The following is a 23379-nucleotide window of genomic DNA, read 5'->3' on the forward strand; positions in this document are numbered from 1 at the left end:
CTAAGCCTCTTCAATAAAGGATTAGATCGCATAAAATTAGCAAATTACACTCATAAAAAATCAACCTAAAAAAAGCACTAGTTAAAGCCCCTTTCCTTTTTAATGGATTCAAACGCTTCGTTGACTTTCTGAAATTTTTCTTTTGCCGCTTCCTGAAACTCCTCTCCCAAATGAGCTACTTTATCAGGATGGAACTTGAGCGCCATTCTCCGGTATGCTTTTTTTATTTCATCATCAGCAGCCTTTGGATCCACGTCAAGAACTTTATAAGCCGACTCCGTATTTTTCACATACATATTCAGCAACGATTGCAGATCAGGAGTAGAAAGCCCGAGTCCAAAAGCAATTTGCTGAATAACGGACACTTCACTCTGAGGAATACTTCCATCGGAATTTGCCACTCCAAATAACATATGCACCAACTGAACCCTTGAATTATAGTCCACATGATTTTTAATCTGACCACACACCTGAGACACAGGAATATTCCTTTTCAAAATATCTCTTAACATAATCAAGGCTTCCGCTGATTTTGCCTCACCTAAGGAGCGAACCAGATACACTTTTACATAATCAAGCTCTGATTTCACAACTTTCCCATCTGCTTTCATTACTGCAGCAATCAACACCAACAAAGAAGCTATAAAACCATCCCTGGGGTTACCTCCCTGATATTCGGCATTTCCACCAAACTCAGGAGAAACATTATCTGCTATTGTCCCTACCACAAAACCGAGTACCGCACCTACCGGTCCTAAAAACCACCAACCTAATCCGGCCCCCAGCAAAGAGGAAGTTGATATTTTAAAATGTTTCATTTCTATTTCAGCCTTTACTATTTATTAATTTTTCATGCAACCCTAACACCTGGGTCACCACCAAATCGGTATCGTTACAATATATAACATAATCGGACTTAGCCACTTTTTGCTCATCATCCCATTGGTTATTCATCCTGCTCATTACATCTTCCCTGGTAACACCATCCCTCTGCATCACACGCATAATCTTCAATTCTCTTGGGGCAGATACGGTAACTATCTTATCTACCTGTTTATATGCCCCACTCTCAAATAAAATTGCAGCCTCCTTCAGCACATAAGGCTTATCAAAATGCTGCCTGCTCCAATGAATATAATCCTCAGCAACAACAGGGTGAATAATCCTATTTAATTCATTTAAAAGATTCTTATTTTTAAAAACAACTTCCCCCACTCTTTTCCTATCCAACTTTCCCTGAGTATAGATTTGCCCGCCAAACAAGCTTTTTACACCAGAAATAATCTGCGGATGAGAATCTGTCAGCATCCGGCTCCTGGCATCTGCATAATAAACAGGTACCCCAAGCGTTTCAAATATTTTACAAACAGTACTCTTGCCACTACCTATGCCACCGGTAATTCCTATGCTAATCATTTTTGATTTACTTTTTCAAACAGGCACTCTATAAACAAAGGTGCATAATCCAGATTTTTAATTCCCTCAGGTATTTTGGTAAGTTTTACCTTTAAACGATCGGGCAGGGATCCTGAAGTACCTGAATTATAATCTACAACAGCTTTAAAATCACCATCTGTTATATTGTTAAACCGACTTACAGCTACCGTAAACGAAACTTTTACATCTGACGGAAAACACTTTAACCGAAGACTATCCGGAACATTGATATTACTTAATGGGATATTCAAGACTTTCTCAGTAAATGGCTCTACAGGAACATTAACCACCACTCTACCTGGCTCACAAACTACCTTATCCAGATTAACCAGTGCCACATTCCTTACCAATGAATCACTTAAATCTTCAAACTCCTTTTTCTGCGTTAACACATAGCTTATGGTATCAACCAAACTAAATGCACCGGAAACCATAACGCTATCAGGCTTTATTATAATTTCACCCGATTGCTGGTATTGAGGTTCAAAAGTAAGTTTCGACTGAAAACGAACAGGTACCTTCTTCCTTACTTTCTTTTCAAAATTCACAAATAAAGTATCCGGATAGATCTCCAACAATTCAATCCCATTAGTTAAGTTTCTGGCAAATGACTTCTTCAAATCCCTTGTTAAAACATATGCACCATAATTATCACCATGCTGCATCCGCTTAAACCCGGATACATTAAGATTTTCGGGTGATAATATTTTACCAAAATGATAGGGTAATATATTATATCCAACCGAACTAATTTTTAGCTGCACAGTATGTTGTGGCTCTCCCAACAAAATAAAATCATCAGGAAATTCATGGTACTTTACAGGATACTCAATAGTTGTAACAAAATCCTTACGTAAAGCATTCAAAAACCACAATCCCGTAGATAATAAAATAAACATTACAAAAACCAACATATCCCGGTTGCCCTTCAGGTTTATTATAAAATCCTTTAAGGAGGAATAATATTCGCGCAATATGTTCTTTATAGATTTTACTGTCATGAAATCCTTATTGATAAAAGGCTTAAAACAACAAAAGCCAATAACCATCAAATATAGTTATTGGCTCTCAGAAAAAAAATTATCTTTTAGCGTTTTGGCTGAGCGTCTGACATATCCATAATGATAGCCGACTTATCAATTTTAATTACTACTCCATTAGCAATTTCAACATTGATAAAGTTTTCTTTAACCTCAGAAACTTTACCATATATCCCGCCTGTAGTAATAACCTTATCTCCCTTTTTTAAAGCCTCACGATATTGTCTTAACTCTTTTTGACGTTTTTGTTGAGGACGAATCATAAAAAAGTAAAATACTACAATTAAAAGACCCATCATTATAAAAAATGAGTATTGTCCTCCGGCAGGCTGTTGAGCCTGTAAAAATAATGCTTGTAAGTTCATTTTAATATTCGGTTTTCTAATTTATAACATTAGCCGAAACCACAAGTTCTTTCGACTTTTTATTTATATTGGCATCCACACGTAATATTTTATATTGCTTTCCGTAAAAGCCACGTGTATCAAACCTCACTTCTATTTCGCCATCTTTTCCCGGTTGTATTGGTTTCGTTGGGAAAAGTACTTTTGTACAACCGCATCCGGGTTCTACATTATTTATTACCAAAGGATATTTACCTGTATTTGTAACCACAAAAAAACATCCTACGGTTTCACCTTCATGTAACGCCCCAAAGTCGTGAATTGTTTTATTAAATGAAGCTGTTGTGGTTTTCAATTCCGTGTAAGCTCCTTTCTTGTCGCCTGGTTTACCCAAATGATTACACCCCAACAAAACAACAAATCCTAAAACAATTAACAAACGACACTTCATAATTTAAGCAAGTCCTTTACCGGTCTTCTTAATTTTATTGTCCTTGGTTAAATCAACAATAGCTTTATCCAATACGCCATTAATAAATGTACCACTTTTTTCAGTCGAATAGTGTTTGGCTATTTCTATAAACTCATTCATGGTAACCTTAACGGGGATATTTGGGAATTCTATCAATTCGGCCAAAGCAATTTGCATCAAAACCACATCCATAAATGCCACCCTGTCAATTTCCCAGTTTTTGGCATACTTATCTATCAACTGACGAAAATCCTCTTTGTTAAGCGCGGCTTTTCTAAACAGTTTTTTTACATAATCTCTGTCTTCCTCATCCTTATATTCTCCCATCACCTCCATCGAGCCATCTTCCTTCATGCTTTTGATGCTTTTAATCACCATGCTAAGCACAAACTCAATTTCATCATTCCAATAAATACTTTGCTCTTCAAAAGTTGGATAGATCGGTTCGTGATATGCAATTACTTTTTCTAATAATTTAATTACAAACTTACGATCCGCATCAAATGACGACTCCTTTTTATCAAGGTAATCCTTATACTGTTGAGATTTAACTATATCCTGATATATTCCTTTAATCACTTCCGGATAGTTGCTCCAGTTATTGCCATTTTGATCAATATATTTCTGAATATCCTTACTTTCAGCAAGTTTACTAAATATTTTATTGGTAATAAACTTTGTATTAGGCTTTTTATCCTCAACTGAAGCTAACTTTTTACTTTTAGCATATTCAATTCGTCCAATGGCGTAATCCCTTAACTCCAGCAGCAACATAAAATATAAGTAATATAAATCCAGGGATTTAGAAATGCTGTGATACAATTCCTTTTCGGAGTTTTGAATGGTTGTATCGTCGTTTTGGTAATGAGCATACAATACCTGCATCACCTTAACCCTAAGTAGTCGTCTATTTAACATTCTTCAAAGAACTTTTTTATATTAATCACTGCCGCAAAAATAGGTCTTTTTTATTTGCATACCACAAAAAAATGCAATTTTAGAATTTATTTACAAAGAATATTTAGACATCAGATTACTCTTTTAAAACATAAGTATTTCTTTTCTAAGAATAACCCATTCTATTTTTTCAATATTTTTTTGTTGTATACCCCTAATTTACAAGGCACATAAAAGAATAATTATAGTAATAAACTCATGTTTTTTTATTAAAAACAGTTTTTTTTGTTTAAAAAATAGAATATTTAAAAAATAATTAGCATTTTTGAGTGGCAAACAAAATCAGTGAATATTTTATCAAAATAACAAACTATTTGATGATGGAAGGATATGAGAAAAGAGACAGCTATGATAGAAATGAGAAGGAAGAAATCTATTCGAAAGCTGTTAGAGCGGGAAAAAGGACTTACTTTTTTGATGTAAAAGCAACTCGCAAAAATGATTACTACCTAACAATTACCGAGAGTAAAAAGAAATTTGAAAACGATGGAAGATTCCATTTTGAAAAGCACAAAGTTTTTCTTTACAAAGAAGATTTCGAGAAATTTGCTGACGGATTACAAGAGGTAGTTGACTACATTAGAAAAAACCAGCCTGTTATTGAAGAGTACGAAGAGGAAGGAGAGTTGGTTGAAGCTGTAGGTGCAAATGAATACACCAATGTAGAATTTGAAGATTTAGCAGAATAAATCGCAATATAAAAGCCACTGATAATTCAGTGGCTTTTTTTTATTGTTCAAACCATATCCTGAACATATTATCTTTATACAAAACCGTTCCGCAGAAGTATTGCATTTAAATTACATCATCAATATCTTCAACATAGCTATCATCAGCCTCTCCTCCATTCTCCTTATTCAACCTAAAATCCTGAATTAGCTCATCAACTTCTTCAATACTCAACTCTTTAACGTTTGTAACAAGAAAAGATTCTGTTAGAAAATTACCAAATTCATTGCACTCCTTTATTCCTTTAGAGAAAAAATCCTTTATGTTTGTACTGATAGGAAGCAATACTTTTATCAGCACCTTATCATTATCAAACTCCATGCTTTCAATTTCCCCTTCCTCACTTTCAAACAAATATCCAACCTCTTTTTCAACAAGATCGCACTGCCACTTTTCAAAAGGCTTATCCTCAGCTGCCACCAATACAACAAAATATCTAAGGTTACTTCCTTGACCACCTAATCCGGTAGAAATAAAAATTGGAGCACTACCTAACAGCGAAGTTTCCAAAACCATTTTAGATTCCTGAAAAGCCAATACCGACCACGATTTAAGCTCCTCATCTGCATTGTTTTTATAATCCTCTATGGCTCGATATGCTTCAGGATCGTCAATTTTTGCCAAAGACACCAACAATTCTTTCTTTCTATCTACCGTTGTATCTTCACTAAAAAGCAACCCTTTCTCATTAAGAATATGCTCTTTATCAAAATCCTTTCCTTGATTTTTCGAAAACTTAAAATACTCCATCTGCATCTCTACATCCACCTGTTCCTCCAACACGGAAACCACTTGCCCCTTATTTTTCAGCAAATCCTGTATTTTTTGATACACCTTATTTAAATCCGGTTCATTTTTATCCATAATGCAAAAGTAATAAATTGCATTTCTTCTCGCATAAAAAAAAAGGTTCTATATTAGCATATTCAAAACTCTTAATTAGTTTATCATAAACTATCTATTTTATAAAAAGTCTATCACAAACAACTCCAAATGGTCAATACCTATGATTGTTGACAATTATTTGGTGCTGAAACCACAAAAATCCCTATATATTGGTATTGGCAAAACAAGGCTTGTATTATATTTTTGTTGGTTATAACATATTACAATATTATTAAATACTTTTTACCCTTTTAGGATGAATTTATCTGATTTAAAAACAAACGAAGAAGCCGTTATTGTGAAAGTGAAGGGCTTTGGTGCTTTTCGGAAACGCATCATAGAAATGGGGTTTGTAAAAGGGAAAAAAGTTAAGGTTGTAAAGAATGCGCCTCTTAAAGATCCTATAGAATATGAAATAATGGACTACAAGGTTTCTTTAAGAAGAAGTGAAGCAAAAATGATTGAGGTCATTAGTAAAGATGAAGCTCGCAACCTTGCTCCTGCCCAGTTTGAAGGCACAATTACGGATGAAGTGTTACGCAATTCGGCTTTTAAAAAACGCAAAACCATTAACGTTGCCCTTGTAGGAAATCCTAATTGTGGCAAAACGACCATGTTCAATTACCTATGCGGCACACAGGAACATGTTGGCAATTACAGCGGAGTTACCATTGACTCCAAGTCCGGCTCCTTTTCAAGAAAGGGTTATAAATTCAACATTGTTGATTTACCGGGTGCATATTCCTTATCTGCCTATTCGCCAGAGGAACTATATGTACGAAAGCATATCATGGAGGAGTCTCCAGACATTGTACTAAACGTTATTGACTCATCAAATATAGAACGCAACCTGTTTTTAACCACCCAGTTAATTGATATGGATGTTAGAATTGTTGCGGCTCTGAATATGTATGACGAACTGCAGAAAAAAGGGGATCGTTTTAACCATCAAAACCTGGGTGAAATGCTCGGGATAAACTTTGTACCTACTGTTAGCTCCAAAAAACAAGGAATTGGCAAATTGTTCGATACCATTATAGATGTATATGAAGATAAGCAACTTAATCAACGGCGTGTTCATATTAACTATGGTGAAACATTAGAAAAGGGCATTTCCAGATTATTGCCGGACATACAGCAGAACCAGGTTTTTCCCAAGAATATTTCGCCACGCTTTTTTGCCTTAAAATTTCTGGAAAAGGATAAAGACTGCTATAATGCCTATATTGATTCCGCAGAAAATCCGGAACTGAAGCAAAAAACAGAAAAAGCAATTCGGAAAATTGAAAACGAACTCAACGATGATACCGAAACATTAATTACCGATGCAAAATATGGTTTTATTGCCGGTGCGCTCCGTGAAACATATAAAGAATCCCCCAGGGTTAGCATTCGAAAGTCTGAAATATTAGATACTTTTTTAACTCATAAGCTGTTTGGGTTTCCTGTATTTTTCTTTTTCATGTGGCTTATGTTCCAATCCACTTTTACGTTAGGGCAATATCCTATGAACTGGATTGAAACCGGTGTTGAGGGATTAATGAACTGGTTGGGAAACACCATGAACGATGGCCCATTTAAGCATTTACTTATAGACGGCATTATAAGTGGTATGGGCGGCGTAGTAGTATTTCTCCCAAACATTCTTATACTGTTCTTCTTTATTTCGTTTATGGAAGATACTGGCTACATGGCACGTGCCGCCTTTATTATGGATAAACTGATGCACAAAATGGGATTGCACGGGAAATCGTTTATCCCATTGATTATGGGTTTCGGCTGTAACGTGCCTGCCATTATGGCCACCCGAACAATTGAGGATAAAAACAACAGGCTGATTACTATGCTGATTAATCCATTTATGTCGTGCAGTGCCCGATTACCGGTTTATATACTCATTATTGGAGCAGTATTCCCCAAACATTCCGGCACCATATTATTTGGCATTTACGGACTTGGAATCCTCCTTGCAGTTATAGTTGCCAAAATATTCCGAAAAGTTTTATTCAGGGAAAAGGACATCCCTTTTGTTATGGAGCTCCCTCCGTATCGTATGCCCACATTAAACTCTACAATACGCCATATGTGGAATAAAGGGGGGCAATATCTTAAAAAAGTAGGAGGAATCATTTTAATTGCATCCATCATTATATGGTTCTTGCAAAATTTTCCTAAGAACAATGAAATAAGCATCAAATATGATGCTCAGATTGAGCAATTAACTTCACAACTCAAAAATAAGTCCTTGCAGGTTGAACCAGGCAGCAATGTTGAACGTTATAATAACAAATTGCATGAGCAGATAAAAGCCATTAAATCAGAGAAGCAAGCCGAATTGCAAAAAGAATCCTATATCGGGCATATAGGAAGGTTTATAGAGCCTGTAATAAAACCACTTGGTTTTGATTGGAAAATGGGAATTAGTATTGTTAGCGGCGTGGCTGCTAAAGAAATTGTTGTTAGCACCATGGCTGTTATTTATCATCAGGAATCAACATCTAATGATGGAAAACAGGGGAGTTTAAAAGATAATATTAAGAATGCTGTTAACGAAAAAGGGGAGCCCTCCTTTTCACCACTTGTGGCTCTGAGCTTTTTAATATTTATTCTGATCTACTTTCCTTGCATCGGAGTAATTGCAACAATTAGCAGGGAATCAGGATCATGGAAATGGGCAATGTTTACTATTTTATATACTACTTCTCTGGCCTGGATTTTGTCGTTTTGCGTATTCCAGATAGGTAGTTTAATAATTTAAATATGGTACAGGAAATATTAATGTGGTGTAGCGTAAGCGGGGCATTCGGATATGCTTTTTATTCGTTGGGAAAAATTATTTACAATTCTTTTCAGGAAAAAAAAGCAATCTGCTCCCATGGTTGTGCCATGTGCAACGCCAAAACTGAGCTTCTAAATAATATTAATTTCAAAAGCATGAAGCTGCCTAAAACCATTGCTTAAAACATGATTTATTTCATAACCGCAAAAGTTTAACAGGTTGTTAACAGTGTTTTTGAATTCTTTCTTATTATTTAGCAATATGCAATTAAAAGTGATAAATAGATATATAATTTCAATGACTCTACTATGCTTATTTCTGATAAGCACAAGTGGCGTTGTTCTTTTTTATCATTTTTGTCAGCATGCCCACCAAACCGTATATTCTTTTTACATAGATGAAACTGAAGAACTATGCGCTGAAAACGCTTTAATTTATTGTGACAATCATGCGAGCTGTTGCCAACACCACCATGATGAGCATAGCAGCTCCAAACCCTGTTGCGACCATCACAAAAGCTTCCATAAAATTGTTAAACTAACAAACTCCTATACTTTTTCAGAGCAAATAAAATCTCCAAAACCTCTCAGTTTAAAGTTATTATTTGAACCTTTTACTGAGCTTATGGCTTTAAATGAAATATCATTAAGCAATAAAGAATTATATTTTGACTACCCACCGGAAGTCCCCAAAACACTTAGGTCGGGAAGGGATATTGTAACTTCGTATCAAACATTAAAACTAGATTGTTAGGCGGCACTTGCCCAAAATAATGCATACACAAATGTAAATGCATCCGTCCATAATCATTCATATAAAACGAATTATGGACGAAAAACATCAATCTATAAGTTTACAACTATCTGGTTTTAAGTAATGAAAACATTCTATACTATTGTTTTTTCAATGCTTTTCTGTATATCTGCACATGCCGGCGATATTAAAGGAAAAGTATTTGAAAAAAAAGATAAAAAGGAACTGCCTTTAATAGGCGTTAATGTATACTGGTCGGGAACAACCATTGGCACCATTACAGATGCCAACGGTATATTTGAATTACCCAACAACAACAATAATCAACTTTTGGTTTTTAGTTATGTAGGTTATAAAAACGACACGGTAAAAATAAATGACACTACCCCCCTAAAAGTTATGATGATTCAAGGGGAGGCAATTGATGAGGTGATCGTGGCAAGAAGGACTGCATCAACTTCTATTTCAAAATTAAATCCCTTATATGTCCAAAAAGTTAGCGGAAAAGAATTAGAGCGATGCGCCTGTTGCAATCTTTCGGAAAGTTTTGAAACCAATGCTTCCGTTGATGTTTCTTTTGCAGACGCTGTATCCGGAGTAAAACAAATCCAGCTTTTAGGACTATCGGGAAGATATTCGCAAATAGCCATTGCCAACATCCCAACTTTAAGAGGGGCTGAATCTGCATTTGGGATGGAATATATACCCGGAACCTGGATGGAAAGTATTCAGATATCAAAAGGTTCTGCTGCTGTAAAAAACGGATATGAATCCATGACCGGTCAAATAAACATCCAGCTTAAAGAGCCTTCTACTTCAGAAAGGATGCACTTTTATTTATATGGCAATCAGGATGGAAAAACAGAGTCTACGTTTGGCTATGCTTTTGATTTAAATGAGAAGTGGACTACATCCATTATGCTACAAGCTAGTGCCAACTACAGGGAAATGGACATGAATCATGATGGTTTTTTGGATAAACCGATAGCCAATATGGGAACCTTTATTAACCAATGGAATTATAAAACTGACAACTATACTTCAAAATTTGGATTCTCATTCATCAGGGAAAACAGAGAAGGTGGTCAAAAAGGGTTTAATCATGATATATCTCAAACCCAGCAATCATTATATGGAATAAATATTGATGTGGAACGGTTTAACGTTTTTGCAAAAAACGGTTTTATATTTAAGAGACCTTCAACAAGCCTGGGTACCATCTTATCTTTTAATTATTTTGACAGAAATTCATTTTACGGGCATAATACTTTTAATGTAACTCAAAAGAATTTTTATGCGAACATCATTTACCAGTCATACATTGGGGATACACGCCATACATATAATGCAGGCTTTAGTTTAGTACATGATGACAACGATGCCATTTTTAACGGTAACACAGACCATGTAGGTTTTATTGAAACCACTCCAGGAATTTTTGCTGAGTACAATTATATTCCAAATGAAGATTTCACTTTTATGGCAGGAATAAGGTACGACCACAGCAGTTTGCATAATGGTTTTATTACACCCCGGGTTCATGCCAAATACAATGCAGGCGAACACATTACTTTAAGAGCCAGTGCAGGCAAAGGATATAGAACACCTGATGCCATTTCTGAAAATTCAAACTTTTTGGCAAGTTCTAAGTCCTTTGTTTTTGATGAAAACATCAAACAGGAAGCAGCATGGAATTATGGCATTGCTATGGTTAACCAGATTCCAATTGGAGCGAAAAAACTCAACGTAAACCTTGAATTTTATCGAACTGATTTTGAAAACCAGCTGGTGGTTGATTTAGACAGAAATAATAATGAGGTACATTTTTATAATCTTGATGGAGATTCATACTCAAACATTTTCCAGATTGAAACCAGTATGGAAATATTTAAGCGTTTTGATGTTACTGCTGCCTATAGAATTAATGATGTACGGAGCACCTATTTTGGAAAACAGAATGATGTGCCTTTTGTAAACAAATACAAGGGTTTACTATCCGGGTCGTACAGAACAAACCTGGACAAATGGCAGTTTGATTTAACAGCTCAGTTTAACGGAAAGCAAAGACTCCCCTCTACCGGGAACAATTCGCCACAAAATACCAGAGCCAATGAATCAGATAGCTATATGGTTTTGATGGCACAGATAACCAAAAATTATAGAAACTGGAGTTTTTATCTGGGAGGTGAAAACATTGGGGAATACACACAGGATAATGCGATCATCGATCCGGAAAACCCTTTTGGTGATGAATTTGATGCTTCCAGAGTATGGGGACCTCTATATGGAGGGATGATTTATGTTGGCATTAAATACAACCTGGCAAGAGATTAATAGACAACAATTAACAAAGATCATTTAGCAATGATCAGTAATGAACTATTGACAAAGACAAATAAAACATTTTAATTATGAAAAATTTAAAATTAGTAATTGCAACTCTTATTTTAACTATTGGATTTACAACATCTTTTGCTCAAAAGAAAAAAGCAGAAGTAAAAGAGGTTACCTATATCTGCTCAATTGATTGCCACAGTTGCAAAAACAAGATCATGAAGAACATTCCTTACGAAAAAGGAGTAAAAAGTGTAGTAGTAGATATTCCTACCAAGGAAGTTAAAGTTACCTACAAATCAGATAAAAACAATATTGAAAACATTGAAAAAGCAATTGAAAAATTAGGTTTTACGGCAGAAGTAAAAAAAGAAAAACAGGAATAAATACTATTCTCGTTCGTACGATATAAAAATGAGGGATACTTTTTATTATATACAAAAAGTCTCCCTCATTTTTTTTGACTAATTATTCTTTAACACCTTCACTTTTTGAGCAAAAAACAATGACAATACGGCTATCCCAGCTCCTGCTATAAAGGGGATTCTCCAATTAAGCATCCACAATGCTCCTCCTACCACTGGAATGACTACAGCCGAAATATGGTTAATCGTAAAACCCACTGCCATGGATGGTGCAATATCCTGAGGTTCCCCGGTTTTTTGAAAATATGTATTGATTGCCATGGATGCACTGTAAAAGATATTATTGGCAATGTACAGTATTATCATCATTGTTTTATCTTCAATAAAAGCGTAGCCTAAAAACACAATTATCAGCGACACATATTCCATCGTAAGAACCACACGCTCACCAAACCTGTTTATCCCCTTTCCTACCAAAGGAGCCATAAAATAATTCACGATGTTATTCGCTACAAACAATACTGCAACACCCTCTATTTTAAACTGATACTTTTCAACTAACATAAACACTACAAAAACCACAAACACCTGTCTTCGAGCCCCACTTAAAAAGTTGAGTACGTAAAACAGCCAGTATTTACGCTTTAATACCATTTTCTTTTGCTGAGAAGGAACTTCTCTTTTTATAGGGTTACAGGTAAATGCATACAACGCTGCTATAACAACAACAACTCCAAATCCCATAAAAAGGTGGGATAATTCAAAATGCTTTGAAACAAACCAAATCAAACAACCCACAATTATATTAGTTAGTGCCCCATAACTTTTTATACTTCCGATAACAACGGGAGCCTCTTTCAACGAAAAATGCTGCAAGGTAAGGCTTTGATTAACCGTTTCGAAATAATGAAACCCAAGCGACATTATTAAAGTAGTAAAAACCAGTCCTGTAAAAGAAGGGAAAACTCCAGCAGCTGTCACACCAATTCCTAAAATCAGGGTACCTAAGGCCGCCAATTTATGCTCTTTAATAATCAGCAATAAATACACTACCAGCATAGCTAAAAAACCCGGCACCTCACGAACCGACTGTATTACTCCAACCTGAAAGCCATTAACACCTACATCATCTACTGCATAATTATTAAACATGGTTCGCCAGGCCTGAAAGCCAGCCGTTATTGCTATAGTCAACAATAACAAATACCAATACATAGGGTTTTTACGTATTTCTTTAAGCATGTTATATAGATATGAGATGAGAAACTTTTGATAACAGGTATTGAACCTCAAGACCAAACTTTATCAAGAGCAAACAAAAGTAGTTGAAATAACACATGCTTGTAAGCCCTCATCACCACTTTATAGTTTATTAACAAAGCACTTTTTTATATTCTCAAACAAAAATTTCAGGCTCCTTCCTTTCTGAACATAAATTAAAAAGCTTTTGGGCAGCTACGTTAATCATTTCATTATCATTATACCTGGCATTATTAGGACATTCTTTAACACATGCACAGCATTTTATGCAGGCAAATCCATCTGTAGAAACTTCACCATTTATATGAATCGCATCTGTAGGACAAACATCAACACAAATTCCGCACATATCACATTTATCTTCATTTGTAACCGGGGCTACACCGGGATACTTAGGTAATTCCTTATAGGGTCGGTTACCTGGAATCTTGCATGAAAACACTGCTCCTTTTGCAATCATTTTTTCAATTTGTAAACCAAATTGTTCCGCTTTTTGCAAATCCGCTGTATCCGGGCGGTTAAGTGCAATCGGGAAAATATCTGTGGAAAAAGAGTGCTCACCTATAAAAGCAGCAGCCGCAATAGTTTCGAACCCATTACCTTCTGTAATATCCTGTAATTCAACCAGTGTATCATCGTAATGGCGATTACCATATACAGCTACCAAAACTACTTTTGAATTTTTACCTAATATTTTCATTAGTTGTTCACTTGCTAATACTGGAATTCTTCCACTATAAACTGGAACTCCTACTATAACTAAACTATCAGCTATTTCACGAATTCCTTTTAAACCCTTACTCAAATCAAGTTCTGTAACAATATCTGTCCCGATACCCTTTACTATAGATTTTAATACTGTTTTTGTTGTATTAGTTGGTGAGAAGTAAACTATATACGTATCCATCATGTTCATTTTGCAAATGTTTTTTACAATATTAGAATATTCTCACCATTTTTCTTAATTGTTAATAGTTAAATCATTCTAAAACATTTGTTGTAGCTGAAGCCTGCCATACTTTCAAATCCACACCTTCAATTAATACTCTATTATCCACAACATTAACAACAACACCGGAATGAACTTTCTGCATCATGCAATGCTTTGGCAAAAACCGAACTGTTTGCCCTGGTTTAATATCTTTACCATAATAACAACCTTCAAAAGCAAGTATCATGCACAACCCAGCACTCTTGTACTTAACATTACGATCCATTCGCCTGCAAGGCCCGACCATATGCACGGTTAATAAACTACCCTCTTTTTTTATAATTCGTGCATAATGAGTTATTGGACAAGCAAGTGGTCGATATTCAATAATTTCACCAACACTGTATGTCTCATTTAAAAAAGGCAGTAAAACCTCTCTGCATGAAGGTTCTCCATTTAAAGGTTCCAAAAAAATATCAGCTTCGTAATGATCAATAACACCTACGATTTTACATTCTTCAATAATGTTTGCATCTGATTTTTGAAGCAATTCACTTAACGCCTTTCTTTGACGGGAAAAACGATCTTGTAATAACATAGTACATTGCGACATTTTTGCTTTATTGCCAGAAAGAGCATTTGCAAAATCCTCACAACTTTTATACTTACAACTACCACAATTAAACCCTGGTAAAAATTCTAATATCTGAAGAACTATATTTTTCATTTCTTTGTAAAATTTTTATTCGCCAACATATTCTTGCATCCCATCAATTTTGCGCAACAATCCCCTATGATATTCACTATTAATACGTTTTTCACCAACACATAAAGTACAAACAGAAAAAGGCGCATTATAGCGAAGAACATCATCATCATGAACCATTAGCTTATTATCCTGTATTACATTCGCCAACTCTCGACTCCCTTGTCCTGTCAGTCCATTAATTTCCAGAACCCTACAATGTGAATTAACCTCTAAAATGCGTTCTCTAAAAATTTCTCTTTCTGCTTGAGAAATCATGTCACCTTTGGTTATTACTACGATATCGGCACAACTCAAAAAAGGGCCAACTTTTGTTGGTGTATTGGGGCCTGTAGTGGCATCAATAACACATATTCCCAAGGAATTTTCAGTATAAGGAGCACATCTATGACACAAACCGGCAGTTTCCACTATTAAAACATGAGCTTCATTTTGCTGTGCAAACTTCATCATTTCACCCATATTATAAATAGAAAAATGATCAGGGCACATATCTTTAGACAATCCCAACAGTACGGGAATTCCATATTGAGCAAATCTTTCATGATCGTTAGTAAATAAACAATCAATTTTAACTACTGCTGGTTTAATTTCCTGTTTCTGCAAAAATGGTATTGCATGAGCTAACACTGAAGTTTTCCCAGAACCGGGAGTTCCTGCAATTATATTTAATCTCATTCCCTTTATTATATATCATTAATTATTTTACTGATTTCTTTAGCAACAATATTTTCTTTAACACACACATCAAACAACTTCTGCTTTATTAAATTCATTTTTAAGATTATTTAAAGCCACATTATCAATTATTTCACCAGTTCTTACTCGTTCGCGTAGTTTTAAAATCTCTTGATCAATATGATTCAGTTGCTTAGAAACAAGAAATTCAATATAACTACTTTCAATAATTTGCTCCATTCCTCCATTTCTCAAAACAATACGTTTTTGTGTAGACAACGCCAATACCGGATCATGAGTAATTACCAATACTATTTTTCCTTGTCCTGACAACAACTCCAAAGCCTCATTTTTCTTTATACCTGCATTTTCTATTTCGTCTATTAGCACAATAGGAGATTCACTAATAATAGCCACATCAGCAACCATTAATGACCTTGTTTGTCCCCCACTTAATGTAGTAAGATTATCGCAGGGCTTAATTGGCTCACCTGTTAACTGATTTGCCAACGCAATCACTTCATCAATATTAACATGATTCTTATTTCTACATTTAGAATGTAACAGAAGAAAATCACAAACCCTCATATCCGCAAGAAAACTCATATTTTGAGAAAGCTGAGCAACATTCTTCTTCCGTGGATTTGTCCGGAATTCATAATCTGGTCTTACACCATTTATTAATATGGTTCTCTGAGAACAGGAATCGCTTTGAGCGGATTGTTCTATATCTGATATCAACTGGCTCTTGCCACTTCCTGTGGGACCAACTATCCCGACAACTTCTCCTTGCTTAATGGTGAATTCACGAATTTTTTCAGGAACTAAATCCTTGTCTACGCCACCTATAATGGTTAACTCTTGTATTAAACTCATATATCTTTATTTTTATGAACAAAACAAAGATCATGAATGATAACTAAGGATTTTATAGCGCAAAAACGTATTTTAAAAAATGCGTTTTTATACGTATAATCATGACAGAATAAAACCGACTGCTCCTAACACAGCACTCAATTTACAATTCAAAATACTGATATTTAATAGCATAAACCACCAACTCCGCAGTGTTTTTAGATTGTGACTTAAGCAAAATATTTTCACGGTGCTTATCTACAGTTCGCTTACTTATACATAAAGTATCTGCTATTTCCTGATTTGATAATCCTTTGCAAATATGAAATAACACCTCCTGTTCTCGCTTAGACAATACTGCATTCTTCTTAGCAAGATTATTATTTCTATTTAAATTTTTTATTATCTGATTAAGAATCTCAGGAGAAAAATAGTTTTTACCTTCATATACATCCATAATAGCCTGCTCTACTTCATCAAACCTTGAATTTTTCAATAAAAACCCTTTCGCTCCAGCATCAATCATATCCCTGTAGAAGTTTTCTTCGCCGTACATAGATAAGGCTATTATTTTTAGGGAAGGAAAAATTTTAAGTGCTTCTTTTGTGGCTTCAATGCCATTTTTAACAGGCATTTCAATATCCATCAACACAACATCAGGAGGACTAGAATGGATATTATTAATAAAATCTTTTCCATTCTTAGCTTCTGATATTGATAAAACAAAGCTGCTATTTGACAATAAAAACTTTAATCCCTCACGAAATAATGTATGATCGTCAACAATGAATATATTTAAACCTGTCATTTTATTTTAAATTCAATTAAAACGCACACGCCTTTACCTTTACTACTTTTAATTTCAATTTTACCATTTAATGCCTGTACACGAGAATGAATGTTTGTAAGCCCCATTCCTTTATCCAAGACTGCGTCCATATCAAATCCAACCCCATTATCTTCATATGCAAATATCAGATCACATCCTTTAACCATTATTTTGACATTTGCATTTGTTGCCGAGGCATGCTTTAGGGTATTATTAATTAATTCACATGAAATCCTATATAAAATAACTTCTATATTATTCAACAACCTCAACCCATTTAGATTAGTATCAATTGTTATGGAAACCTGATTGTTAACCACAACATTCCGGATAAAATTCTTTATGCCTTTTTCCAAACCATAAAACTCTAGTATATGGGGATTTAAATAATATGATATTTCTTTTGTTGTTGCAATGGCACTATCGATTGCCATCTCTGTTTTTCCAAGGATTATTTTATTTCTTTCTTCCAAATTGGATTTTTCAATGGCAGAAATACTCATTTTGGCCGACGATAAAACTGGTCCTAAACCATCATGCAGTTCTTTTGCAAAGTGCTTACGTTCTTTTTCTTCCGTAGAAATAATCGCTGTTATGACTTTAGCTTCATTCTGTTTCCTAAATTCAGATAATTTATTTATTAAATCAAAAATCTTACGAATATAAAAGGAAGCAATAAACATAGTAATGGAAATTACTACAGCAATCCAACTTCCAATATATGCCTGCATAGAATTATCTTTAAGATATATCAAAGTATATAAATCATTCAGACGTCTTAATGCCATAAGTAAAAATCCCACAGAAATACTTATCCAAGCAATATTAAATTTAGTTTTTGATATAAGCTTAATTGCTATTACAAAGGCTGCAAATTGTAAAATGACTGATATAATTATGGAAACTTGAAGTATCATTGAGCAAAGTTAACTGATTTAAAGTTGAAATATATACGTACTAAATCGTATTAATACACTACTTAAAATATACATTTATGTAATGTTCCTCTTTGCGACAAAAAAAATCCAGAACACATGTTGTATTCTGGATTCAAATTATATCAATTATATAAAAATAACCTACATCACATAATTAAAGATAAAACCAACTATCACGATTCCTATAGCTACAATTGATACAAAAATTGTAATCAGTTGCCACTTTAATACCTTTTTAAGGATAATAACCTCTGGCAAAGAAAGTGCTATTACCGACATCATAAATGCCAATGCCGTACCTAAAGAAACGCCCTTCTCCATTAATACGCTGACAATAGGAATAATTCCTGCAGCATTTGAATACATAGGTACACCAATAATAATTGCCAGCGGAACAGAATACCAGTTTTGGTCTCCCAGTAAAGATCCCATAAAATCCTCAGGCACATATCCATGAGCACCTGCTCCTACTGCCACACCCAAAACAATATAGATCCATATCTTCCCAACAATTTCTATCACCGCCTTATAACCTGCATTAATTCTATCACTAAACGATGGCTTTTCCTCGTTAGTTTCTGATTGGTTTGATTTTACCTGGTACACCCAATCAGCCACATATTTTTCTAGTTTAAACACCCCTATCAACCATCCGGATAAGATGGCAATAACCAGGCCGGTAGCAACATAAATTATGGCGACCTTCCACCCAAATAAACCTACCAGCAACACTAAAGCGACTTCATTGATCATAGGGGCGGCTATCAAAAACGAAAACGTAACTCCCAAAGGTACACCTGCTTCAACAAACCCTAAAAACAAAGGAATTGCAGAACAGGAACAAAAAGGAGTAACAATACCCAATAAGGAGGCTAAAATATTACCTGCAAACAACGACTTTCCCTCCAGAGCCTTTCTGGTTTTTTCAACGGTAAAAAATGTCCTGATTATTCCTACCACAAATATTATAAGAACTAAAAGCAACAATACTTTAGGAACCTCAAAAATGAAAAAACGGATGGATTCAGCTAAATGACTGCCGGTCTCCATATTAAAGATGGCATCTGTAAAGAAATCTGCTACAGACTGAAGTTGATAATAAACCAAAAACCAAACTGGCAACAGTAATAATGGCAAAATCCATGCATTATTACTGTTAGCTATTGCTAATATTTTTTGTTTCATAATTATTAAAAACACAAAGCACAATTTAGATTGTATCTAATTTTGATAGATATATTAAATCTGAAATCCAATAATAACAGTCAGAACATAATAGATCCCTACCAATACAAAACCTGCAGCAACAACCCGACGGAACCAAAATTCAAAAGATTTCATCTTATCGTAAAAACCACCTACTGCATTTACACTAAATGCTAGTAACCAGGCAAACACCATTACAGGAATACCTGTTGCAATTGCAAAAACCGCTGGTAAATACAAACCTCCTGAACTACTTATTGTTATTGGTATTAGCATTCCAAAATAAAGTACCCCACTATAAGGGCAAAATGCCAATGCAAATACAATTCCCAATAGTAATGCACCCCAAAAACCTTTTTTAGCTGTTTCTTCTAAGCGGTTTGTCAAACCAGAAAAAGCAGGAAAATTAATCTTCAATACCCCTAACATAAACAAACCAATAATAATAAGAATTGGTCCCAGGAGCCTTTCGCCCCAGGTTTGCAGCGTATCTTCAATGGCAAATTGGTTGGCTCCAAAATAAAACAACAAACCAATCAATGTATAAGAAATCCCCCTACCTAGAGTATATACTACCCCCTTGTAAAAAACTCTGCTCCGATTGTCAATATCTTTGCTTATAAAACCTATTGCAGTTATATTAGTTGCCATAGGGCAAGGGCTAATGGCCGTCATTAACCCTAATATTAAAGCAGTAAAAACAGGAACCTGGTTGCTTTCGAGCAAGCTATTTAACAGCTCCATTAATTAAGATATGTTTCTATTGCAGTCTTAAGTTTTCCTGCAAACTTATCTGGATTAGTCCGTGCATTTAAAAAAGCCTCTTTTGTTAAATCAACAATCTTATCACCACAAACAATTAATAAAGTTTGACCACTTACTTTAAATTTTTCAACTAATTTTTCTTCTTTTTCTCTGTTTATAGAAACAAAAGCAACATCTTCCAGGAAATTCTCATCAATAGTCTCTTTAGTTACTTTTTCAACAGCTTCACAAGTTGCACACCTACGTGTTGCATGAAAATAGTAAACTTGTACCTTTGCATCTGAAATATCCTCCACAACAACTTGTTCGTGCGAAGAACAACTACCACATCCACCTGATGGGCAGGTTGTTTCTGTACAACTTGCCACATCAGATTTTGATTCTGATTTTGGTGAAGCTGAATTACAACTATAAGCCACAAATGCAATAACGATAAGGCATAATAATTTAAAATCTTTCATCTTTTGTACTATTATTTGGTTAATAATTCTTTAATCTCTTCAACTTTGAGTAAAGTTCCTTTTGAAACAACCTTACCATCAACAACTAACGCAGGAGTGGTCATTACCCCAAATTCCATAATCTTAATAAAGTCTTCCACTTTTGTTATAGTGGCCTCTATCCCTAATTCAGCAACCGCATCTTTTGTTGCCTGCTCCAAAGTTTTGCATTTAGCACAACCTGATCCTAATACTTTTATATCCATTTTATAATTTTTATTAAGGAATAAATATTTCCCAAAAACATTTATATCATCATATAAAATAAAGCCCTAATCCAATTCATAATTCGCCGAACAACGAACAACCCATAAATAAATCTACATTTTTAAAAACTCCTTAAAAAGTAGCTGGGCTTCTGCCCAATTTTCCTTATTAATACAGTACTTTATTTTGGGGGCTTCAATTTCTCCCTGAATCAAACCTGCTTCTTTTAATTCTTTTAAATGCTGTGACAGTGTAGATTTTGCAATAGAAAGATCCTCTGTCAAATCGCCACTATAACAACATGATTGCCTGGATAACAACTCAAGAACATACACCCGAACCGGATGCGCCAATGCTTTTGCATACCGGGCAATTTTCTGTTGTTTTACTGATTCTATTTCTAATTTAAAACTCATCAATCCTTATTGTTCGTAATTTCACGAACAAATTTAATGCATTTATTCAAATATGCAAAATATGAATACAATCATAATTATAACCACAGTATATATATTCTTTTAATAGGATTTATATGATTCCAAAATATTAGTATTTACACTTTCTCCAGGAGGTAAGCGTGGCTAACAACAACCTCAATCATTCACTTTTATTAACATTTTACCATTTTCCTTACCCTCTACTAATCTACTCTTTACCACACTCCTTTAACTTTTATTTACATTCGATAGTATATATAGAGAATTATTTCTATATTTATTTTTGTTAATATCTACACTTTTAGATATTAATAGAAGATTTATAAAAGCTGAACATCATAAAATGACTTTTGTTAATCATACAGGCAGCCGCTACTGCTTTAGTAAAAACCATCTATAATTATATTAATTATGAAAAAACTATTTATCTCATTTCTTTTGTTAAGCCTTATGGGCTCAGTTACTGTTACTGCCACAGACGGTTATTTTGGGGTTGGATACGGCGCTCAAAACAAAGGAGTAGCTGGTGCAGGAATTGCCTGGTACAAAAACTCATTATTAAATGGCAATCCTGCTGGACATGTTTTACTAGGAAAGCAATACCAGATTGGAGTTGGCTTGTTTAATCCAAACAGGGAATATACAGTTACAGGAACCCCATCCATGCAGCCCGGGACATTTGGCTTATTGCCAGGAACTGTAGAGAGTGACTCAAAGTTATTTTTAATGCCCAGTATGGGAGCCAACTGGATGATAAATGAAAATTCCAGTTTCTCAGCTACCTTATTTGGAAATGGAGGGATGAATACCAATTATGCTCCGGTTGACATGGGTGCCACAAAAGTGGGTACTTTTGGCAGCTCTGGAAGAACAGGTGTTAATTTGGCTCAATTATTTATAGGGTTAACCTACTCCAGAAAAATTGCAGAAAAGCACAGCATTGGACTAACCTCCTTATTGGCCTATCAATATTTCGAGGCTAAAGGACTTGAAGCCTTTTCACAAATGTCAAGCGCCCCCACGAAGCTAACAAACAATGGCACCAGTGGATCTTTAGGATATGGATTCAAGATAGGCTATATGGGAGAAATTGTTAATGGCTTAACTCTTGGGGCAAGTTACCAAACTAAATTAAGCATGAGTGAATTTGATGATTACGCAGGACTGTTTGCTGAAAAAGGCGATTTCGACATACCTTCGACCTGGACTATTGGCTTAGCTTATGAAATAAACAATAAGTGGGCTATATTAGCTGATTACAAAATGATCAATTATTCTGATGTTGCTTCTGTTTCTAATATTATGGATCCAATGACGCTGGCTCCGGCTTTTTTAAATCCGGGAGGAGACCCAAACAATCCATCAGATTATACACCAAATCCAAACCATGCACCTCTTGGCTCCAACGATGGGGCAGGTTTTGGATGGAACGATATATCAATTATAAAAGTTGGTACCGAGTTCTCCGGAATTGAAAATTGGATATTCAGAGCAGGTTATTCACATTGCGAACAACCAATACCAAGCTCGGAAGTAATGTTCAACATTTTAGCACCGGGTGTTATAGAAAACCATATCACCATAGGATGTTCAAAATATTTTACAAAATCAAACAAAGGGATTCATGCATCTATTGTCTATGCCCCCTCAACATCAGTAAAAGGATACAATCCAATGGACTATGAGTTTGATTCAACAGGCAACCCTATCGGCCCGAATCAGACCATTGAATTAGAAATGAACCAGTTTGAACTTGAAATAGCATTTACTTTTTAATTTATTACCTTACTTAACAGATCGTTAGATTTTAGATAAGTGATAAGAGACTTATTTGCAAGATGCTTAAAATAAGATCTTTACCTAACTTGAGTTGATTTTATTAAGTATCTCATAATCTAACACTTATAAAAAA

Annotated in this window: 25 protein-coding genes; 6 read left to right on the forward strand and 19 right to left on the reverse strand. The window is 34.9% G+C overall.

What is annotated here, in order from left to right:
- Positions 1-77 precede the first annotated feature (77 nt).
- The 6 genes from OM074_RS13225 to nusB all read right to left on the reverse strand — a co-directional run bounded on the left by OM074_RS13225 (position 78) and on the right by nusB (position 4211).
- Positions 78-818: a TerB family tellurite resistance protein gene (locus OM074_RS13225; RefSeq protein ID WP_301200169.1), complete on the reverse strand. Its 741-nt coding sequence runs from the start codon at positions 816-818 to the stop codon at positions 78-80.
- 7 nt (positions 819-825) lie between these two features.
- Positions 826-1416: a dephospho-CoA kinase gene (gene coaE, locus OM074_RS13230; RefSeq protein WP_301200171.1), complete on the reverse strand. Its 591-nt coding sequence runs from the start codon at positions 1414-1416 to the stop codon at positions 826-828.
- On the reverse strand, positions 1413-2438 hold the full coding sequence (locus tag OM074_RS13235) for a CdaR family protein (RefSeq protein ID WP_301200173.1): 1026 nt from the start codon (positions 2436-2438) through the stop codon (positions 1413-1415). Before OM074_RS13235 ends, coaE begins: the two co-directional genes overlap by 4 nt.
- Positions 2439-2524: 86 nt before the next feature.
- Positions 2525-2842, reverse strand: coding sequence for a preprotein translocase subunit YajC (yajC, locus tag OM074_RS13240; RefSeq protein ID WP_301200175.1), 318 nt, complete (start codon positions 2840-2842; stop codon positions 2525-2527).
- Positions 2843-2858: 16 nt separating this feature from the next.
- Entirely contained in the window at positions 2859-3272 is a 414-nt protein-coding gene (locus OM074_RS13245) for a DUF1573 domain-containing protein (RefSeq protein ID WP_301200178.1), read from the reverse strand.
- A 3-nt stretch (positions 3273-3275) separates the two neighbouring features.
- Positions 3276-4211, reverse strand: coding sequence for a transcription antitermination factor NusB (nusB, locus tag OM074_RS13250; protein WP_301200180.1), 936 nt, complete (start codon positions 4209-4211; stop codon positions 3276-3278).
- 356 nt (positions 4212-4567) lie between these two features.
- On the opposite strand from nusB, the gene OM074_RS13255 reads away from it, so the two are divergent.
- Positions 4568-4939 carry a DUF3276 family protein gene (locus OM074_RS13255; protein WP_301200182.1) on the forward strand — a complete coding sequence of 124 codons (372 nt, stop codon included), beginning with the start codon at positions 4568-4570 and terminating at the stop codon, positions 4937-4939.
- Between the two features lie 106 nt (positions 4940-5045).
- Here the strand turns inward: OM074_RS13255 and OM074_RS13260 are convergent, their stop codons facing one another.
- Positions 5046-5843 carry a hypothetical protein gene (locus OM074_RS13260; protein WP_301200184.1) on the reverse strand — a complete coding sequence of 266 codons (798 nt, stop codon included), beginning with the start codon at positions 5841-5843 and terminating at the stop codon, positions 5046-5048.
- Positions 5844-6120: 277 nt separating this feature from the next.
- Between OM074_RS13260 and feoB the strand changes: the two genes are divergently transcribed.
- The 4 genes from feoB to OM074_RS13280 all read left to right on the forward strand — a co-directional run bounded on the left by feoB (position 6121) and on the right by OM074_RS13280 (position 12116).
- Positions 6121-8622: a ferrous iron transport protein B gene (gene feoB, locus OM074_RS13265; RefSeq protein WP_301200186.1), complete on the forward strand. Its 2502-nt coding sequence runs from the start codon at positions 6121-6123 to the stop codon at positions 8620-8622.
- A 2-nt stretch (positions 8623-8624) separates the two neighbouring features.
- Positions 8625-8825 carry a FeoB-associated Cys-rich membrane protein gene (locus tag OM074_RS13270; RefSeq protein WP_301200187.1) on the forward strand — a complete coding sequence of 67 codons (201 nt, stop codon included), beginning with the start codon at positions 8625-8627 and terminating at the stop codon, positions 8823-8825.
- Between the two features lie 694 nt (positions 8826-9519).
- The gene (locus tag OM074_RS13275) at positions 9520-11730 is read left to right on the forward strand and encodes a TonB-dependent receptor (protein ID WP_301200188.1); all 2211 of its coding nucleotides are present in this window, start codon (positions 9520-9522) and stop codon (positions 11728-11730) included.
- Positions 11731-11807: 77 nt separating this feature from the next.
- A complete protein-coding gene (locus OM074_RS13280) occupies positions 11808-12116 on the forward strand; it encodes a heavy-metal-associated domain-containing protein (RefSeq protein WP_301200190.1) in 309 nt (102 codons plus the stop codon).
- A gap of 78 nt (positions 12117-12194) precedes the next feature.
- Here the strand turns inward: OM074_RS13280 and OM074_RS13285 are convergent, their stop codons facing one another.
- From OM074_RS13285 to OM074_RS13340, 12 genes are all read right to left on the reverse strand, one after another.
- Positions 12195-13337, reverse strand: coding sequence for an MFS transporter (locus OM074_RS13285; RefSeq protein ID WP_301200192.1), 1143 nt, complete (start codon positions 13335-13337; stop codon positions 12195-12197).
- A gap of 154 nt (positions 13338-13491) precedes the next feature.
- Positions 13492-14271, reverse strand: coding sequence for a 4Fe-4S binding protein (locus OM074_RS13290; RefSeq protein WP_301200194.1), 780 nt, complete (start codon positions 14269-14271; stop codon positions 13492-13494).
- Between the two features lie 64 nt (positions 14272-14335).
- Positions 14336-15013 (reverse strand): (Fe-S)-binding protein, encoded by a 678-nt coding sequence (locus OM074_RS13295; protein WP_301200196.1) that lies wholly within the window; start codon positions 15011-15013, stop codon positions 14336-14338.
- Positions 15014-15028: 15 nt separating this feature from the next.
- Positions 15029-15730, reverse strand: coding sequence for a GTP-binding protein (locus OM074_RS13300; protein ID WP_301200198.1), 702 nt, complete (start codon positions 15728-15730; stop codon positions 15029-15031).
- Positions 15731-15799: 69 nt separating this feature from the next.
- A complete protein-coding gene (locus OM074_RS13305) occupies positions 15800-16606 on the reverse strand; it encodes an ATP-binding cassette domain-containing protein (RefSeq protein ID WP_301200200.1) in 807 nt (268 codons plus the stop codon).
- 142 nt (positions 16607-16748) lie between these two features.
- A complete protein-coding gene (locus tag OM074_RS13310; protein ID WP_301200202.1) occupies positions 16749-17393 on the reverse strand; it encodes a response regulator transcription factor in 645 nt (214 codons plus the stop codon).
- On the reverse strand, positions 17390-18331 hold the full coding sequence (locus tag OM074_RS13315) for a sensor histidine kinase (RefSeq protein WP_301200204.1): 942 nt from the start codon (positions 18329-18331) through the stop codon (positions 17390-17392). Before OM074_RS13315 ends, OM074_RS13310 begins: the two co-directional genes overlap by 4 nt.
- A 162-nt stretch (positions 18332-18493) precedes the next feature.
- Positions 18494-19537, reverse strand: a complete 1044-nt coding sequence (locus OM074_RS13320) for a permease (protein WP_301200206.1) — start codon at positions 19535-19537, stop codon at positions 18494-18496.
- Positions 19538-19591: 54 nt separating this feature from the next.
- The gene (locus OM074_RS13325) at positions 19592-20302 is read right to left on the reverse strand and encodes an aromatic aminobenezylarsenical efflux permease ArsG family transporter (protein ID WP_301200208.1); all 711 of its coding nucleotides are present in this window, start codon (positions 20300-20302) and stop codon (positions 19592-19594) included.
- Complete coding sequence (locus OM074_RS13330) at positions 20302-20784, reverse strand: nitrophenyl compound nitroreductase subunit ArsF family protein (protein ID WP_301200209.1); 483 nt, start codon at positions 20782-20784, stop codon at positions 20302-20304. The genes OM074_RS13325 and OM074_RS13330 overlap by 1 nt, the downstream gene beginning before the upstream one ends.
- A gap of 11 nt (positions 20785-20795) precedes the next feature.
- Positions 20796-21029 (reverse strand): thioredoxin family protein, encoded by a 234-nt coding sequence (locus OM074_RS13335; protein ID WP_301200211.1) that lies wholly within the window; start codon positions 21027-21029, stop codon positions 20796-20798.
- A 114-nt stretch (positions 21030-21143) separates the two neighbouring features.
- A complete protein-coding gene (locus OM074_RS13340; RefSeq protein WP_301200213.1) occupies positions 21144-21446 on the reverse strand; it encodes an ArsR/SmtB family transcription factor in 303 nt (100 codons plus the stop codon).
- A gap of 432 nt (positions 21447-21878) precedes the next feature.
- Here OM074_RS13340 and OM074_RS13345 point away from each other — a divergent pair, with 432 nt between their 5' ends.
- Positions 21879-23243 carry an OmpP1/FadL family transporter gene (locus tag OM074_RS13345; protein ID WP_301200215.1) on the forward strand — a complete coding sequence of 455 codons (1365 nt, stop codon included), beginning with the start codon at positions 21879-21881 and terminating at the stop codon, positions 23241-23243.
- Positions 23244-23379: the final 136 nt, after the last annotated feature.

It is taken from the genome of Plebeiibacterium marinum, from assembly GCF_026013615.1.
Taxonomy (GTDB): Bacteria; Bacteroidota; Bacteroidia; order Bacteroidales; family Marinilabiliaceae; genus Saccharicrinis; species Saccharicrinis marinus_A.

Coding starts and splice junctions, on each gene's coding strand:
- OM074_RS13270 (WP_301200187.1), top strand. CDS start 8,625: ATGGTACAGGAAATATTAATGTGGTGTAGCGTAAGCGGGGCATTCGGA.
- OM074_RS13305 (WP_301200200.1), bottom strand. CDS start 16,606: ATGAGTTTAATACAAGAGTTAACCATTATAGGTGGCGTAGACAAGGAT.
- OM074_RS13280 (WP_301200190.1), top strand. CDS start 11,808: ATGAAAAATTTAAAATTAGTAATTGCAACTCTTATTTTAACTATTGGA.
- coaE (WP_301200171.1), bottom strand. CDS start 1,416: ATGATTAGCATAGGAATTACCGGTGGCATAGGTAGTGGCAAGAGTACT.
- OM074_RS13260 (WP_301200184.1), bottom strand. CDS start 5,843: ATGGATAAAAATGAACCGGATTTAAATAAGGTGTATCAAAAAATACAG.
- yajC (WP_301200175.1), bottom strand. CDS start 2,842: ATGAACTTACAAGCATTATTTTTACAGGCTCAACAGCCTGCCGGAGGA.
- OM074_RS13330 (WP_301200209.1), bottom strand. CDS start 20,784: ATGAAAGATTTTAAATTATTATGCCTTATCGTTATTGCATTTGTGGCT.
- OM074_RS13295 (WP_301200196.1), bottom strand. CDS start 15,013: ATGAAAAATATAGTTCTTCAGATATTAGAATTTTTACCAGGGTTTAAT.
- OM074_RS13300 (WP_301200198.1), bottom strand. CDS start 15,730: ATGAGATTAAATATAATTGCAGGAACTCCCGGTTCTGGGAAAACTTCA.
- nusB (WP_301200180.1), bottom strand. CDS start 4,211: ATGTTAAATAGACGACTACTTAGGGTTAAGGTGATGCAGGTATTGTAT.
- OM074_RS13310 (WP_301200202.1), bottom strand. CDS start 17,393: ATGACAGGTTTAAATATATTCATTGTTGACGATCATACATTATTTCGT.
- OM074_RS13315 (WP_301200204.1), bottom strand. CDS start 18,331: ATGATACTTCAAGTTTCCATAATTATATCAGTCATTTTACAATTTGCA.
- feoB (WP_301200186.1), top strand. CDS start 6,121: ATGAATTTATCTGATTTAAAAACAAACGAAGAAGCCGTTATTGTGAAA.
- OM074_RS13285 (WP_301200192.1), bottom strand. CDS start 13,337: ATGCTTAAAGAAATACGTAAAAACCCTATGTATTGGTATTTGTTATTG.
- OM074_RS13335 (WP_301200211.1), bottom strand. CDS start 21,029: ATGGATATAAAAGTATTAGGATCAGGTTGTGCTAAATGCAAAACTTTG.
- OM074_RS13225 (WP_301200169.1), bottom strand. CDS start 818: ATGAAACATTTTAAAATATCAACTTCCTCTTTGCTGGGGGCCGGATTA.
- OM074_RS13255 (WP_301200182.1), top strand. CDS start 4,568: ATGATGGAAGGATATGAGAAAAGAGACAGCTATGATAGAAATGAGAAG.
- OM074_RS13290 (WP_301200194.1), bottom strand. CDS start 14,271: ATGAACATGATGGATACGTATATAGTTTACTTCTCACCAACTAATACA.
- OM074_RS13235 (WP_301200173.1), bottom strand. CDS start 2,438: ATGACAGTAAAATCTATAAAGAACATATTGCGCGAATATTATTCCTCC.
- OM074_RS13325 (WP_301200208.1), bottom strand. CDS start 20,302: ATGGAGCTGTTAAATAGCTTGCTCGAAAGCAACCAGGTTCCTGTTTTT.
- OM074_RS13345 (WP_301200215.1), top strand. CDS start 21,879: ATGAAAAAACTATTTATCTCATTTCTTTTGTTAAGCCTTATGGGCTCA.
- OM074_RS13245 (WP_301200178.1), bottom strand. CDS start 3,272: ATGAAGTGTCGTTTGTTAATTGTTTTAGGATTTGTTGTTTTGTTGGGG.
- OM074_RS13340 (WP_301200213.1), bottom strand. CDS start 21,446: ATGAGTTTTAAATTAGAAATAGAATCAGTAAAACAACAGAAAATTGCC.
- OM074_RS13275 (WP_301200188.1), top strand. CDS start 9,520: ATGAAAACATTCTATACTATTGTTTTTTCAATGCTTTTCTGTATATCT.
- OM074_RS13320 (WP_301200206.1), bottom strand. CDS start 19,537: ATGAAACAAAAAATATTAGCAATAGCTAACAGTAATAATGCATGGATT.